A 14048-nucleotide genomic window follows, 5' to 3' on the forward strand; every position below is an offset into this window, starting at 1 on the left:
TATATTCAGCGTTTGGCGTTCGGCTCATACGGCAGGCGGGAAAGCCCGGCACTGCGCTGGCGGTAAAACACCAGACGTTCGGCAAAATAGGCGCGCAGGGATTCAGGCAGTGTCTGCTGCACCTGCTCGGCGATCACCGGCATGTTATAGCGCTCTTTAAAGGCGACACCGGATGCGGCTAAGTCCGCATTGATTTTATCCATCTCTTCCTGGCTGAGTTCGGCAAGATTATAACTCACGATATGCTCCTGTAACGGCTGACGGCCTTAACTTAACTGAGCTGCCGCCGGACTGCAAGCCCGGATTGACGTGTATTCGGCCCCTCTGTAAAGAGAATGCGATTAATTCTGATTATCCTTACAAAATCATTTTGTTTTCAATATGTTGTGAATTTATTAAATAGCACTTTTCTTCCCGGCAGGAGTGTGCATAATGACCGCAGATGATGAAATAAACGACTGACAGGAGCCTGTAAATGTTAAAGCCGGATATGGTCAAACAACTGAATGCCCAGCTGAATCTTGAATTTTATTCCTCAAATTTATATCTGCAGATGAGCGCATGGTGTGCTGATAAAGGCTACGAAGGTGCTGCCGCATTTCTGAAAGCGCACGCAGCGGAAGAAATGGAGCATATGCAGCGCCTGTTTAATTACCTCAGCGATACCGGCGCGATGCCGTTGCTCGGGGCCATTGATGCACCGCCGTCAGAATTCAGTTCAGTGAGTGATATTTTCACCCTGACGCTGGAACATGAAAAATTAATTACTGATGAAATTAATAAGCTGGTTCATGCTGCGCTGACCTCACAGGATTATTCCACCTTTAACTTCCTGCAGTGGTATGTGGCTGAGCAGCACGAAGAAGAAAAACTGTTTAAATCTGTGCTGGATAAATTCGCAATGGTGGGTGACAGCGGCAAATCGTTGTTCCTGCTGGATAAAGATCTGGGCCGTATGGCAAGCGAACCATCCGCAAGCTGATCATTTTTAACAGCATTATTATTTATAATATAACCACACAATTATCATAATATACTGATATTTGTGTGGTTTTTATTTGTGTTGCCGATCACAAAAAACACTCTCCGGCCTGTGAAGGTTTCCGCAATGCCCCCGGTTGCGCTAGTATGTCCCGCATAATTACATCACCTGCAAAAATGAGGCATACCATTATGTTAACCAACCTGACCGCGCACTGGCGCAAATTATCTGCTGTTGTTGTTTTATTTGTCGGTTTATCCGGCCAGCAGGCGTTCGCTCACGCTCATGTCAAAACGCTGGTTCCGGCGGCAGATGCGGCAGTGACCGGTTCACCGGAAAATATCTCTCTGGATTTTTCGGAAGGGATTGAACTGAAATTCAGTAAAATCAGCGTGAAAGATGCACAGAATAAACCTGTTGCAGCCGGAAAACCGGAACTGGCGGAAGGAAATGATACCCGTCTGATCCTGCCGCTGACAGAAACGCTGCCAGCCGGTATCTATCACGTTGAATGGAAAGTGGTTTCTGTCGACGGGCACAAAACCAATGGTGACTATCAGTTTACGGTAAAATAAACCGGTTATGGAACTGACACCGGAAGCGCTGCTGATTATCTGCCGCTTCATTCATTTTACGGCCGTGATGCTCCTTGCGGGTTGCGGCCTGTTCTCTGTTCTGCTGCCCGGCGACCGGGTGGCACTGCTGCTGCGGGCCCGCCTGCGTTCTACCGCCTGCAGTGCAGCTGTGTTTACGGTCCTGACAACGTTCCTCTGGCTGCTGTTACAGGCGGCACTGATGGGGGACGGCTGGGCGGATATGCAGGATCCGGATATTATCCTCGCGGTGCTTTCCACTTCTTTCGGGGAGATCTGGCGCTGGCAGCTGGTGCTTGCCGTTATTCTCTGCGGCGGACTGCTGCTGCCGTCCGGACGGGTGCAAAGCAGTCTGTTTCTGATCTGTGCCGCGGCGATGCTGGCGCTGCACGCCTTTACCGGCCACGGCATGCTGCACAGCGGCTGGACAGGGCGGCTCTATCAGTTTAATCAGGTTGTTCACCTGCTCAGTGCCGCTTACTGGTTCGGTGGATTGTGGCCGTTCCTGGTTTGTCTGCTGATCCTGCTGCGGCGTGACACACTCGCGCAGGGGCTGCCGAAAGAAGTGGTGGCCACCCTGATCCGTTTTTCAAACCTGGGGCATTTTGCTGTCTTTCTGGTACTGGCAACCGGCCTTATCAGCACTATGCTGCTGTTGCCGGACTGGCCGCAGTGGAGCGGCAGTGATTATCAGGCACTGTTATGGCTGAAAACAGGGCTGGTGCTGACGATGGTGCTGCTGGCGGTGATAAACCGTTATGCGGTGGTACCGAAAATCGCACAATCAGGCCGCTTCCGCCTGTTGATGATTAACAGCTGGGTTGAGATAATTTTCGGCACACTGGCCATTTTAATGGTGGCGATTTTTGCAACTTATCAGCCTGTATAACTCCGGACAGGCTGACAACCGGGACACACTATGAAGAAAGCTCTGGCATTAATTCCTCTTTTACTGGCAGGTGCGGCACAGGCTGCGCCGCTGAAAACCATCAGCAAGTTTGAGTTTGGTGAAAAGTGGCCGTTTACCCGTGAGGAAGTGATGATCAACTGCCGGGACGGAAATGCACTGTGGGTGATTAATCCGTCCACACTGATGTCGTATCCGCTGAATGATGTGGCGGCACAACAGGCAAAAGAGCAGAAAATAAAGGTGACTGACCTCTCAGTTATCACATTAAAACAAACCGGAGACGCGGAAAAAGGCATGGATCTTACCCCGATCATTGAGGCTGCCGGTGCGCTGTGTGGTGATAAATAACACATATTAATTATGAAATTTAACGATTAATATTCGGTTATTAATTAACCAGCTGAAATATAAGCCATTTAAATCAGATATATGTTAACGATTTGATAAATAAATATTTTGCATATGTAACCAAACCGACTAATCTTAATCATGTAGGTTGTACGATATTTTCAATGGCAATTTTAGCGCACGGCTCGCTATGAGCCTTTTTCCCTGGACCGGATAGAGGACTTTATCCGGTCTCTTTTTTATTCCCGCCGTTCTTCTCCCTCATTTTCACGAAAAATGCGAAAGGATTTGTAATAATCCTATAGGGCAGCCCCGTTATTTGATATAAATTAAACATTACTTTAACCGGATAATTAACCCGTAACTGTAGTGTGACACATGAATAAACTCGCGTTTTATCAGGATTTAACCCGCCGTTTAACATCGCTTATCAGTGATGAGAAAGATGTCATCGCGACACTGTCCAATGTCAGTGCCGTCCTTTTTGATGAGCTGGAACAGATAAACTGGGCCGGATTCTATCTCCTTCAGGGGGATACCCTCGTGCTGGGGCCGTTTCAGGGGAAAGTGGCCTGTGTCCGCATTCCGGTTGGTCGTGGTGTCTGCGGAACTGCGGTTGCTCAGGGGCAGGTTATCCGTGTGGATGATGTGCATGATTTCGCCGGACATATTGCCTGTGATTCGGCCAGTAACTCAGAAATAGTGTTGCCGCTCGTGGTAAATGGTCAGATTATCGGCGTACTGGATATCGACAGCCCGGTTTTTAATCGTTTTGATAATAATGATGAAATTGGTCTCAAAGCCTTGAATGACGCGCTCTGCGCACATCTGGCAACGTGCTTTATGCCGAAATATCGTGAAATGATCGCAAGTTAGGCCTCCGGGAGCATAGCATTTGTCTGTAACACTATTATAATGACGCCTGTTCATGCCTGCTGGTTGGCAAAGCACCGTTGTAATCAGGAAAATTCATGGAAAATCAACCCAAGTTGAATAGCAGTAAAGAAATTATTTCATTTTTGGCTCAGCGCTTCCCGCAATGCTTTGTGGCAGAAGGCGAAGCCCGTCCGCTGAAAATCGGCATCTTCCGCGATATCGTCAGTCGTATCACTGAAGAAGATGGTATCAGTAAAACACAGTTACGTACCGCACTGCGGATGTACACCTCCAGCTGGCGCTATCTGTACGGCGTCAAAGAAGGGGCCAAACGTGTTGACCTGGATGGTAACGATTGCGGCGATCTGGAAGCGGAACATGTTGAACATGCCCGTACCCAGTTAGCGGAAGCGAAAGCCAGAGTCCAGGCGCAGCGCGCGCAGAAACGTGAGCAGGACGGTGAGAAAAAACCGCGTCCGGCAGATAAAGCCGCCGCTGACTCCCGCCGCAGCCGTACGGATAAGCATAAAGCGCCGCGTACCGGTAAAGCTCCGTCGCCGAAATCCGCTGATGCACCACGTAAACCACGTGCACCACGTCCCGAATCTCAGTCTGAACTGACACCAATCACTGATATTCAGGCACTGAAGGTGGGGCAGCAACTGAAGGTGACAGTCGGTTCCGGCGTTATGGATGCGCAGGTTCTCGAGATCACCAAAGACGGTGTACGTGTTCAGCTGCCTTCAGGGTTGGCAATGATCGTGCGTGCGGAACACTTAAAATTCTGATACGGAGTCAACCGAGGCATGAACAAATTTTTACCCCTGGCGTTGCTCATCGGATTTAGTTTAACCGGCAATACGATGGCAAAAACCGGCACCTCTGCGCTGCCGGATGTCAAAATCAGCCAACTGCCGGATACTCAGCAGGCACCGGAGCACTCCACGGTCAGTGAGCGTGTGACGTCCCGGTTTCTGCATTCCCATTACCGTCAGTTTCAGCTGGACGGCGAATTTTCAGCGAAAATTCTGGAGCGTTATCTGAATCTGCTGGATTACAGCCATAACGTCTTTTTGGCGTCTGATGTGGCGAAATTCAGTAAGAACAAGGCAGATGTCGGCAATTATCTCCGCAAAGGGGAATTACAGCCGTTATACGATCTGTTTAACCTGTCACAAAAACGCCGTTTTGAGCGCTTTCAGTATGCACTGAACCGCCTGAAACAGCCGATGAATTTTGACGGCGACGATGTCATTGATGTGGACCGGAGCAAAGCACCGTGGCCGCAGACAGAAGCCGAGCTGGATAAACTGTGGGACGCCAAAGTCAAGTATGACTGGCTGACTCTGAAACTGTCCGGCAAAGATGATAATGAAATCAAAGAAACCCTCACCAAGCGCTATACCTACGCCCTTAAACGTCTGACACAGACGAAAAGTGAGGATGTTTTCCAGCTGATCATGACCGCGTTTGCCCGCGAGATCGATCCGCATACCAGTTATCTCTCCCCGCGCAATACCGAGCAGTTTAACTCAGAAATGAGCCTGTCTCTGGAAGGCATCGGTGCCGTGCTGCGGATGGATGATGATTACACTGTGATTAATTCACTGGTCGCCGGTGGTCCTGCGCTGAAGAGCAAGGAACTGGCGGTCGGAGATAAAATTCTGGCCGTCGGCCAGGCCGGTAAGCCGATGGTGGATGTGGTCGGCTGGCGCCTGGATGATGTAGTATCACAAATCAAAGGTGCCAAAGGCAGTAAAGTCCGCCTGGAAGTGCTGGGTGATACCAAAGGGGCCAAACCACGTATTGTGACCCTGACCCGTGAGCAGATCCGCCTGGAAGACAGAGCGGTGAAAATGACCATCAAACAGGTCGGCGACCAGAAAGTTGCGGTGCTCAATATTCCGGGTTTCTATGTGGGTCTGACCAATGACACCAAAACCCAACTGCAGAAACTGGCCAAAGAGAAAGTGGATGCGGTGATTATCGACCTGCGCGGTAACGGCGGCGGTGCACTGACAGAAGCGGTTGATTTGTCCGGTCTGTTTATCACCAGTGGTCCGGTGGTGCAGGTACGGGATAACAACGGCCGTGTCCGTGAAGATGCGGACAGCGATGATGTCATCTACTACAAAGGTCCGCTGGTGGTGATGGTTGACCGCCTGAGCGCATCCGCGTCTGAGATTTTCGCGGCAGCCATGCAGGATTACGGCCGTGCGCTGATTGTCGGTGAACCGACCTTCGGTAAAGGTACCGTGCAGCAGCACCGTCCTGTCAGCCGTATTTATGACCAGATGCTGCGCCCTGAATGGCCGGATTTAGGCTCTGTGCAATATACTATCCAGAAATTCTACCGTATTAACGGCGGCAGCACCCAGCGCAAAGGGGTAACGCCGGATATCATTATGCCGACCGGCTTTGATAACGACGATATCGGTGAAAGTTTTGAGGATAATGCATTACCGTGGGACAGCATTGCCCCGGCGCAGTATTCACAGACGGATATTATCCGTAAAGCAGTACCTGAACTGGCACAGAAATACCAGGAACGTTCAAAAACCGATCCGGAATTCGCTTATATTTACGAAGACCTGGCACGGTTTAAAGCTAATAAGCCGACTCAGTATATTATTTCCCTGAATTACGCGAAGCGTGATAAAGAAGATAAAGAGCTGGAAGGGATTAAGCTGAAACGGATTAATGAACGTTATGCCCGTGAAGGCAAGAAACCGCTGGCAAATCTCGAGGCTCTGCCGAAAGATTATGAAGGGCCGGATGCGTATCTTGATGAAACCGTTAAGATTGCAGCAGATCTGGCAAAAGTGCCGGATATTAGTAAGAGTGCGCAATAACCGGTTGTTTTACGGAGTAATACCAATAAAAAAATCGACAGCATTCAGGCTGTCGATTTTTTTTGTGCCGCATAAACACAGCGGCACAGGCAATTTGTCGCGTATTAATTAAAAGAAGCGCGGTACAGAAATTGTCATAACTGCAGTGGTAATACGATCAAAAGTTGTTTTTGTGGATTTAATTAATTTAGCCATAACAATTCCTCCATTATTTCTGAAAATAATGTTCAATACTCGGGTGAACGTGTTTATCTGTTAATCTAAACTGGTACAGTTAATGTGCTGTATCGTTGGGATGTACTTTACTCATTAGTGTGAGTTCAATCAAGTTTTCACTCAAAAGAAGTTGAGCATAATAAAATCAATTTTAACTCATAAAATATACGATTTCGTAAAGAAAACGGTACACTTGCCAGTGATATACGGAAAATAAAGGAATTCTGATGATATTTCGTACACAATTCAGCACGGTACTGGGTGAGATGTCGGCAGCGGCAACGGAGCAGGGGGTTTGTTTTCTGGAATTTACTGAAGACAACCGCCGCGAAGATACCTTACAGCTGGTTTCTGCCCGGCTGAAAATGGCGGTAACAGACAGAAATCATCCTCACCTGGCGCTGCTGGAATCACAACTGCAGGACTATTTCGCCGGTAAACGCATGATATTTACCGTTCCGCTGGTGCTGCCGGGAACGCCTTTTCAGCAAAAAGTCTGGGATGCATTATTGTCTGTGCCGTTTGGCAGTACCATTACTTACAGTATGCTGGCGGAATCATTATCCTCACCGCGCGCTGTCCGGGCTGTCGGGCGGGCCAACGGGATGAATCCGGTTTCCGTGCTGGTGCCGTGTCACCGCGTTACCGGCAAAAACGGTGAACTGACCGGCTATGCCGGAGGAACGGACCGCAAAGCCTGGTTACTGGCTCATGAAAAACAGGTTAAAGGAGCAGCAGTATGATTTTCTGCAAACGGGTTTATGATGAGGTCGCGGAAAGTGACGGTTACCGGGTACTGGTTGACCGGTTGTGGCCGCGCGGAATTAAAAAAACCGATCTGAATTACGATGAATGGAATAAGGATGTTGCGCCGGATACGGAATTACGCAAGTGGTTCCACGCTAACAGTGATCAGTTTCCGGAGTTTGAACGGCGCTACCGTGAAGAGCTGGAGAGCAGCCCGCAAAGCTGGCAACCGCTGGTGGCCAGAGCGGTGCAGGGCAATCTGACACTGTTGTTTGCGGCAAAAGATAAAGAGCATAACCAGGCAAAAGTGCTGAAGGCATTTCTGGAAGAAAAATTATCCTGATGACATATCGGCGGCCTGACTGACGCGCAGGTACAGGCAGACAGGCGAACGGAAAACGTAAGCGCCACGGATGGCGCGATCCGAGCGTACAGGGATGTATTTACAGCGTTTTTTCGTTCTGTCTGCCTGTACCGGAAGCGTCACAGCACAAAAAATCCCGGCGAACCGGGACTTTTCAGCAAAGAGGATAATTCAGCTTATCAGCTCAGGATCTTATTCTCTGCCAGGCTCAGGGCGAAATAACTGAAAATTAAATCTGCCCCGGCACGTTTGATGGCGCCGAGAGTCTCCAGTGCAACGCGGGTTTCATCAATGGCACCGGCCTGTGCGGCCAGTTTGATCATCGCGTATTCACCGCTCACCTGATAGGCCGCCAGCGGCAGATTTGAACGCTCGCGCACATCGCGCAGAATATCCAGATAAGCACCGGCCGGTTTCACCATCAGCATATCTGCACCTTCCTGCTCATCGATCAGGGATTCACGGATGGCTTCACGGCGGTTCATCGGATCCATCTGATAGGTTTTGCGGTCGCCTTTCAGGCAGGAACCGGCTGCATCACGGAACGGGCCGTAAAGGGCAGAGGCGAATTTGGTGGAGTAGGACACAATCCCGGTCTGATGGAACCCGGCGGCATCCAGTGCCAGACGGATAGCCCGCACCTGGCCGTCCTGGGCAGCGGAAGGCGCGATAAAATCAGCACCCGCCTGTGCGGCAACCACCGCCTGTAACCCGAGGTTATGCAGGGTTTCGTCGTTATCCACCACGCCGTCATGCACCACACCACAGTGTCCGTGGCTGGTGTATTCACAGAAACAGGTATCGGACATCACCACCATCTCAGGCACGGTCTCTTTGCAGATACGGGACATCCGCGCAACCAGACCATCTTCCGCCCAGGCATCACTGCCGGTTGCATCCAGATGATGCGAAACACCGAATGTCATGACGGATTTGATACCGGCTTTGGCGATCCGCTCGATTTCGTAAGCCAGACGCTTTTCCGGTATACGCATAACGCCGGGCATGCTGTCGATGGCTTTATAGTCATCGGCGCCTTCTTCGACAAAAATCGGTAACGCGAGATCATTGAGGCTTAATGAGGTTTCCCGGAACAGATCACGCATCTGCGGGGTCTGACGAATTCTTCTGAGACGCTGGATGTCATGTTGCATAACGACAGTTGCTCCTTATTTCACAAAAAATAATGCGGTCAGTATAAACCTTTCAGAGGAGGATGGGGTACAGGCAGAAAAAAATAAGGCTCCGCAGAGGGAGCCTGAAAACGATGTGCGTTTATCTTCAGAATATAATACGGGCGATTTTATTGAGCTCTGAGATAAAACGTCTGATATTTTTTATTGCAGGTAACATAATTGCGTTCTTGTTTATTGCGTTCTCACAATTCGATGACATAACTTTAGCACTTTGTTGATGAGTGTCAATCTTTCTCACAAATTAAATTTAACATTTAAACTAAATTTGATTTGAATCGATATAACTCAAAAATGCTCAGTCTGTCCGTCAGAGACGGTTACGGTAAAATGCGACCACACAGAAGGACGCAGTGACGTTGTCTAACTCTTTTAAGAAGCGGGCTAAAAATCGCATAGTGAGTGTCCTTTTATTGTTGTGATCTGTATCTCAAAATTGCCCCTTTTTGTGATAACAGTCAATATTTAAAAACCGGAAAAATGATTTTTAGTCAAAACAGGTGCGAAATCCGTGCGTCTGCAGATGTTTCCGGTGTTTTAACAACGGATTAACGGGATAAAACAGCATTTTATGGCATTTGTTAAATAGCCGGATTTATTCACCTGATTTTTAGCAGCATAACAGGCAGTATGTGAGATAACGGAAATTAAAAATTGTCTACACTCTAAGTTAAAGACTGAAAAACAGGATAAACATGGATTCATTACTCTTCTGGGGTTTTGTGTTAGTGGCGCTCATTGTTGTGACGCCGTTTATTGCTGTTGCGGCGCTGCGGCGCACAACGCTGCTGAAGCTGCAGGTCAGTGTTCTGACGGAGGAAACGGAATCACTGCGCCGGGAACTGGATGCCCTGACCGGCGGTCAGCCGGTGGCGGAGACTACAGTTCAGGCTGCTGCGCTGTCTGAAGCGATCCCGCTGCAACCGGAGCCGGAAGTGCAGTATGAACCGGTGCCGGAGCCTGATCCTGTTCCTGAACCGGAACCTGTTATCGCGGCGGCAATACAGTTCCCGGCGGATATTGCAGCGGCGGAGCGCAAAAGCCCGGCGGTCAATATTCTCGAATGGCTGCTTAACGGCAACCTCCCGGCTAAAATCGGTATTCTGCTGCTGTTTATCGGCCTTTCCTATCTGCTGAAATTCAGTATCGAAAATAATATCCTGACACCGGAAGTCCGTCTGATCGGTGCGGCAATCCTGTCAGTGACACTCTTTATTGTCGGCTGGTGTGTCCGCCATAAAAACCGGTTGTACAGCCTGATTGTTCAGGGCGGCAGCCTCGGTGCGTTTTATATCACGATATTTGCCGCCTATAAGCTTTATGAGTTCCTGCCGCTGGCCTTTGCACTGGTGCTGATGGTGGTTATCTGCCTGGCATCGGTTTTCTTTGCGGTGATACAAAACGCGGTCAGCCTGGCGGTTCTGGCTGTGATCGGTGGTTATGCGGCGCCGGTGCTGCTCTCCACCGGCAGCGGTAATTATGTTGCGCTGTTCTCCTATTATCTGATGCTTTCCGTCTCCATTTTGATCATAAACTACTGGCAGGGCTGGCGGGTGCTGAATATCGCCGGTTTCACCTTTACCTTTGTGGTCGGTGTGATCTGGGGCGTGGATAACTACCAGCCGGAGTATTACCTGAACTGTCAGATCTTCATTATTCTGAATCTGGTGGTCTACGGGCTGCTGACGCAGCAATATGCACGGCATCATGTCCGGACAGATGACGGGCGAAAACAGCTGATGGTGGACTCGGTACTGCTGTTTGCACCGCCGGTGCTGGCGTTTTCCCTGCAATATGCCATTACGGAGCCGTTCTATCTCGGTACCGCAATATCATCGCTGGTCTTCGGGCTGATTTATCTGCTGCTTGCGGTGGTCAGTCTGCGCCGCTTCCGTGCTGACGGGCAACGGCTGTCACTCGGCTTCCTGCTGCTCAGTATCGGCTTTATCTCGCTGGCAGTACCGCTGGCACTGTCGCCGCAGTGGACATCCGTGGCCTGGACGATTGAAGGGCTGGCGATACTGTGGTTCGCCTGTCTGCAAAAACAGCGGATTGTCGGCTGGAGCGCCACCGGACTGGTGCTGCTCGGGTTTGCGTCTCTGCTCTACAGTATGGACTTTATTTTCTGGTCAGAACAAAGCATCTGGATGTATATCTTCCAGTGGGGCGGGTTGCTGGTTGCCGGGGCACTTCATCACCATTTCCGCCTGATGAACCGCAGCAAACTGATTTCCGGACTGCTGATTATCCCGGCCATGGTCACCTGGCTCTCCTGGCTGTGGATGCTGCCGTGGTTATCACCGGCGGGGGAATTACTGTCCGGTGAGGAGTATGTGCTGACCGGGCTTGTGATCTCGGTCTGGAGCTGGTTCTTCCTGGCGCGCAAAGTACGGTGGACTCAGCTGTATTACTGCATCAGTGCGCTGTGGATAGTGAGCCTGCTGATACTGTGTGACTATATTCTTACCGGAACACATGCGGCCGGTTCGCTGTACGGCGGCTTTATCTGGCTGCTGGTTATCGGCAGTATGATTACCTTTATCCGGCTGCTGCCGGAACAGGCACCGCGCATTGTCAGCAACCTGATGCACGGTGCGTCACTCTGGACCGTCATCGGCCTGGTCGCCGCCGAAGTGATGTGGGCGGAAATGCAGCTGCCGTGGGGCACGGAAGAGTGGGGTTACTTTATTGCCATGCTGTCGGCGTGCGGTGTGATTTTCGTGCTTTACGCCATGCAGCGCCTGCGCCGGCCGCCGATGGACAATCATGCCGCGCTGTACTGGCAGAGTGCCTATCCGCTGGCTGTGTTGCTGGGACTGGCACTGTTTACCGGAAATATGCAGGATGGTCAGCTGTCGCTCTGGCAGTACGTGCCGCTGCTGAACCCACTGGATGAAGCGGGGCTGTTCGGACTTGCTGCACTGTGGTGTCTGCGTGATGCGCTGATACGGACCACACCTGCAGTGCATTTCCGGGCAGATGTGGTGCGCGGCCTGGGTATTACCATTGCCGTGCTTGGGATCTGGTGGGCGAACGGTATTCTGATCCGCGCACTGGCCTTTGCGGACGGCACTGCATGGACAACCACCGGGCTGCTGCAGTCCCGTCTTATTCAGACCACGCTGGCGATTGTCTGGGCACTGACCGCCGTGATCCTGATGACCTCCGCAACCCGCCGGCATAAACGCCATCTGTGGCTGGCCGGGGCGGCTGTCTTTGCCGTGGTGATTATTAAACTCTTTGTAGTTGATATGAACCAGAGCAGCGGGCTTGCCAGAGCCGGTGCATTTATCGGGGTGGCTCTGCTGATACTGGTTGTGGGATATTTCTCGCCGTTACCGCCGAAGACAGGCACTGACATACAGAATAATAAGGAAGATAACTGATGATCACAGGTAAAAAGGCGGCACTGCGCCGCAAATGGCATACGGGGGCTGTGCTCCTGGCGGCGGTGCTGACATCGGTGACGACCCTTTCGCGGGCGGACACCCCGGCGAAGACACTGAATGATTTTAATCAGGGGGCGGAATTACAGCTCCGGGCGGAGAATGCACCATTTTACCGGCTGACAGTACCGGATAATGTCTGGCTCAACAGTGCCTGGCCGGATCTGCGGGATATCCGTATCTTTGACAGCTCCGGTACGCCGGTGCCGATGTCACTGACGGCGGCGAAGCAGGTAAAAGATGAAAGCGCGCGTGTCCGCTTCGTTATCTATCCGCTGTCACAAAGCCGGACGGAAGAGCAGGACGGCAACCGCAAAATCCGCCTGAAAGCGGATAACGGTACAGAACTGACGATTTATAATGATAAGGCGGACAGCCTGGCGCGTCCGTCCACCGCGACTTACCTGCTGGTGCCGGATAACAAGCAGCAGCTCCCGCTGCCGCTGCGGGAAGTCACACTGAACTGGCCGCAGCAGACCGGTAATATGCAGGCCAAAGCCTCACTGTTCAGCAGCGATGACAAACAGAGCTGGTCGCCGGTGATCCTCGATGTGCCGCTGATGGATCTGAAATCCGGTGAGGATACGCTGCTGGCACAGCAGATAAAAATTCCGGGCTATATCAGCGGTGATGAAAGCAGGGCGAAATACTGGCTGCTTTCCGTTACCGGAGATAACAATCAGGCACCACCGCAGATCACCACCGCAGAAGGGATGAGTTCCCGGACTGTGGAGCGCCGTGAGGTGAACCGTTTTGATTTTGTGCCTGCGGAGGACACTGACGGCAGTATGATTTACAGCCTGCCGAATACCCAGAGTCTCAGCCGTCTGGATTTTCATATTGACCGGGAAAATACGGTGCTGCCGGTACGGATAGAATACCGGAGTGGTACAGAAGGGAACTGGCTGCCGCTGGATAATAAAGTGCTTTATTCACTGGTGTCGGATGATGCGGAAAACCGCAACAGTAACATCCGGTTGAATGATCTGCCGGTCCGCCAGGTCAGACTGACCGCGATTAACAGCAGCTGGCGTGAAACACCACCGAAGGTTACCGGGGTTAAATATGCACAATATCTGACCTTCAACGCCCAGGGCTCCGCGCCGTATCTGCTGGTGTGGGGGGCGCATGATGCTGATGGGGCATTTTTACCGCTGTCTCAGCTTCTGCCGGGCAATAATCTGAATAATCAGGATGCAATTCCGCGGGCTGATGTGTCAGAAAAAGAGGTCACACTGGGCGGGGAAGCGAAGTTACTGCCTGAACCGGAAGCTCCGCCGCCGTTTGCCTGGAAAACCTGGCTGTTATGGGGTGTGCTGGTGGCTGGTGTGGTAATACTCGGATTATTTGCTGTCCGCCTGCTGAAAGAAATGAAAACGGAACAGAAATAACCGTACAGCATAAAAAAAGTCCGCACGTTGTATAACAGCGTGCGGACAGAAACGAAAATAAAAAAGAAAGGGTATTTAGTACAGGAACATCATCCTTACACAAACAGCGGCCTCTCTCTTTAGCGATTCG

Annotated in this window: 13 protein-coding genes; 11 read left to right on the top strand and 2 right to left on the bottom strand. The window is 51.0% G+C overall.

All coding sequences use genetic code 11. The features are described from left to right. Positions 1-5 precede the first annotated feature (5 nt). Positions 6-239, bottom strand: coding sequence for a DNA polymerase III subunit theta (locus ACSBQN_RS05050; protein WP_004239531.1), 234 nt, complete (start codon positions 237-239; stop codon positions 6-8). A 236-nt stretch (positions 240-475) separates the two neighbouring features. On the opposite strand from ACSBQN_RS05050, the gene ftnA reads away from it, so the two are divergent. The 9 genes from ftnA (at position 476) to ACSBQN_RS05095 (ending at position 7867) form a co-directional block, all read left to right on the top strand. Further along, a complete protein-coding gene (gene ftnA, locus ACSBQN_RS05055; RefSeq protein ID WP_024472918.1) occupies positions 476-982 on the top strand; it encodes a non-heme ferritin in 507 nt (168 codons plus the stop codon). A gap of 191 nt (positions 983-1173) precedes the next feature. Next, positions 1174-1557, top strand: a complete 384-nt coding sequence (gene copC, locus ACSBQN_RS05060) for a copper homeostasis periplasmic binding protein CopC (protein WP_004237375.1) — start codon at positions 1174-1176, stop codon at positions 1555-1557. 7 nt (positions 1558-1564) lie between these two features. After that, positions 1565-2464: a copper homeostasis membrane protein CopD gene (gene copD / locus ACSBQN_RS05065; protein ID WP_205501305.1), complete on the top strand. Its 900-nt coding sequence runs from the start codon at positions 1565-1567 to the stop codon at positions 2462-2464. Between the two features lie 30 nt (positions 2465-2494). Then, a complete protein-coding gene (locus ACSBQN_RS05070; protein ID WP_004237373.1) occupies positions 2495-2833 on the top strand; it encodes a YebY family protein in 339 nt (112 codons plus the stop codon). Positions 2834-3211: 378 nt separating this feature from the next. Next, positions 3212-3709 carry a GAF domain-containing protein gene (locus ACSBQN_RS05075; protein WP_004239524.1) on the top strand — a complete coding sequence of 166 codons (498 nt, stop codon included), beginning with the start codon at positions 3212-3214 and terminating at the stop codon, positions 3707-3709. 95 nt (positions 3710-3804) lie between these two features. Then, positions 3805-4497, top strand: coding sequence for an RNA chaperone ProQ (gene proQ / locus ACSBQN_RS05080; protein WP_024472921.1), 693 nt, complete (start codon positions 3805-3807; stop codon positions 4495-4497). An 18-nt stretch (positions 4498-4515) separates the two neighbouring features. After that, positions 4516-6561, top strand: coding sequence for a carboxy terminal-processing peptidase (gene prc, locus ACSBQN_RS05085; protein ID WP_036407800.1), 2046 nt, complete (start codon positions 4516-4518; stop codon positions 6559-6561). Positions 6562-7004: 443 nt separating this feature from the next. Beyond that, positions 7005-7520, top strand: a complete 516-nt coding sequence (locus tag ACSBQN_RS05090) for a methylated-DNA--[protein]-cysteine S-methyltransferase (protein ID WP_214167913.1) — start codon at positions 7005-7007, stop codon at positions 7518-7520. Then, positions 7517-7867, top strand: coding sequence for a DUF488 domain-containing protein (locus tag ACSBQN_RS05095; RefSeq protein ID WP_024472924.1), 351 nt, complete (start codon positions 7517-7519; stop codon positions 7865-7867). Before ACSBQN_RS05090 ends, ACSBQN_RS05095 begins: the two co-directional genes overlap by 4 nt. Positions 7868-8067: 200 nt before the next feature. Here ACSBQN_RS05095 and hemB read toward each other — a convergent pair whose 3' ends face one another. Next, the gene (gene hemB, locus ACSBQN_RS05100; protein WP_036407803.1) at positions 8068-9042 is read right to left on the bottom strand and encodes a porphobilinogen synthase; all 975 of its coding nucleotides are present in this window, start codon (positions 9040-9042) and stop codon (positions 8068-8070) included. A gap of 734 nt (positions 9043-9776) precedes the next feature. On the opposite strand from hemB, the gene ACSBQN_RS05105 reads away from it, so the two are divergent. Both ACSBQN_RS05105 and ACSBQN_RS05110 read left to right on the top strand, forming a co-directional pair. Then, entirely contained in the window at positions 9777-12467 is a 2691-nt protein-coding gene (locus tag ACSBQN_RS05105; RefSeq protein WP_214167914.1) for a DUF2339 domain-containing protein, read from the top strand. Beyond that, on the top strand, positions 12467-13918 hold the full coding sequence (locus tag ACSBQN_RS05110) for a DUF3999 domain-containing protein (RefSeq protein WP_354632805.1): 1452 nt from the start codon (positions 12467-12469) through the stop codon (positions 13916-13918). The genes ACSBQN_RS05105 and ACSBQN_RS05110 overlap by 1 nt, the downstream gene beginning before the upstream one ends. Positions 13919-14048 lie beyond the last annotated feature (130 nt).

It is taken from the genome of Morganella sp. B601, from assembly GCF_051172335.1.
GTDB lineage: Bacteria > Pseudomonadota > Gammaproteobacteria > Enterobacterales > Enterobacteriaceae > Morganella > Morganella morganii.

Bases quoted from the DNA above. Each gene is read 5' to 3' on its own strand.
- ftnA (WP_024472918.1), top strand. From the start codon at position 476: ATGTTAAAGCCGGATATGGTCAAACAACTGAATGCCCAGCTGAATCTT.
- copC (WP_004237375.1), top strand. From the start codon at position 1,174: ATGTTAACCAACCTGACCGCGCACTGGCGCAAATTATCTGCTGTTGTT.
- copD (WP_205501305.1), top strand. From the start codon at position 1,565: ATGGAACTGACACCGGAAGCGCTGCTGATTATCTGCCGCTTCATTCAT.
- ACSBQN_RS05070 (WP_004237373.1), top strand. From the start codon at position 2,495: ATGAAGAAAGCTCTGGCATTAATTCCTCTTTTACTGGCAGGTGCGGCA.
- ACSBQN_RS05075 (WP_004239524.1), top strand. From the start codon at position 3,212: ATGAATAAACTCGCGTTTTATCAGGATTTAACCCGCCGTTTAACATCG.
- proQ (WP_024472921.1), top strand. From the start codon at position 3,805: ATGGAAAATCAACCCAAGTTGAATAGCAGTAAAGAAATTATTTCATTT.
- prc (WP_036407800.1), top strand. From the start codon at position 4,516: ATGAACAAATTTTTACCCCTGGCGTTGCTCATCGGATTTAGTTTAACC.
- ACSBQN_RS05090 (WP_214167913.1), top strand. From the start codon at position 7,005: ATGATATTTCGTACACAATTCAGCACGGTACTGGGTGAGATGTCGGCA.
- ACSBQN_RS05095 (WP_024472924.1), top strand. From the start codon at position 7,517: ATGATTTTCTGCAAACGGGTTTATGATGAGGTCGCGGAAAGTGACGGT.
- hemB (WP_036407803.1), bottom strand. From the start codon at position 9,042: ATGCAACATGACATCCAGCGTCTCAGAAGAATTCGTCAGACCCCGCAG.
- ACSBQN_RS05105 (WP_214167914.1), top strand. From the start codon at position 9,777: ATGGATTCATTACTCTTCTGGGGTTTTGTGTTAGTGGCGCTCATTGTT.
- ACSBQN_RS05110 (WP_354632805.1), top strand. From the start codon at position 12,467: ATGATCACAGGTAAAAAGGCGGCACTGCGCCGCAAATGGCATACGGGG.